This is a genomic window from Bradyrhizobium sp. WSM4874 (assembly GCF_055811835.1).
This window is the reverse complement of record NZ_JBVVPR010000155.1, coordinates 1-1117: the sequence shown is the minus strand read 5'-3', so window position 1 is coordinate 1117 and position 1117 is coordinate 1. Positions and strand designations below refer to the sequence as shown.

General features: G+C 59.0%; 1 protein-coding gene and 1 pseudogene. One reads left to right on the top strand and one right to left on the bottom strand.

Going from position 1 to position 1117, the window contains the following annotated elements:
• Positions 1 to 196: 196 nt before the first annotated feature.
• A pseudogene (locus AC0L3P_RS39790) lies at positions 197 to 459 on the top strand (transposase); the annotation flags it as partial.
• Positions 460 to 852: 393 nt separating this feature from the next.
• Here the strand turns inward: AC0L3P_RS39790 and AC0L3P_RS39785 are convergent.
• On the bottom strand, positions 853 to 1117 hold a 265-nt coding region (locus tag AC0L3P_RS39785), incomplete at its 5' end, for a hypothetical protein (RefSeq protein ID WP_473309438.1).

Genomic DNA, 1117 nt, shown 5'->3' with positions numbered 1-1117 from the left:
TCCTGTTGCTCGGCGTACCAGCGCATCCAAGAGTTCGGGTCGTTATAGATCGGATCCATACCATTCATCCTGATGCGCTTAATTCGCAAGAGTGCGCCTGAGGGGCTGGCGAGCGTGGTGTAAAGCGCTGATGCAGCGCAGAATTCGGTTGTGAAGCCACCCCTATCACCTTCCAACCGCCAACGCCACGCCCGCCATGACCGGCGATACGATTCTGCCATTCTCGTTTCAAGCCGTTCACGCCACGAAAGTCACAGCTGCCCTCGATGGCGGTCGCCTGACCTCGACGGGGGCGTGATGCTTCTGGCGATGGCCAAGCGGCGTCTCGGCTTGGCCGACAATCTGGCCCGGGGGCTCCCGGATCGGCGCGATCCGACGCGGGTCGTGCACAGCCTGATCGATATGTTCCGCGCGCGCATGTTCGCGATCTGCTGCGGCTACGAGGACGCCGACGACCTCTATGTGCGTGTTCCAGCCGATCGTGAGCACGGATTCCAGACCATCGTGATCACCGTTTCCAGCGGATCGTGATCGCTATTTCCAGCGATTGCGATCGGGGTAACCAGGAGGCGCGCGCCGCTGACAGTCTGCAACCCGCACGGAAAAAACCGACACCGGGGATAAAACGCTCGAGAACAGTGCGTCCAAGCCGCCTCTCTGCGATCAGCTTCTCAGCCTCCTGCGACGTGAGATGAGATGCATCTGTCACTTCGAGACTTGCGCCGTGCGGAGCATCAAACAGCTGAACCGGACCGTCCTGGCCGTCGCAACGCTGGTATCGCAGGTCGCTGCTGTTTGCCTTTATATCTTGTATTTTGCGAAGCTTGGCGGGACAGTTCTCGTCAAAATATCTCACATATCATTGCGAGCAGATCGCATCAGACAGCTTGCGCGGGTAGGTGCGCCGGCGACAATGACCAGCATCTTTGTGTTTCGGCATGGAATAAGGGCTCTGACTCGTATGGGAACGGCCCGGGCTGCAAGATCTTTTTCTGGTAGAACAGGGGATGACGGTGCGGTCATATGTTCGGCCTGTGAATGCGGCGCCTGGCCGCTGGCCACGATGATATCCGCGGAAGCAATCGCCCAATCAATTTCTCGCGCTCGAAGCGCAGTG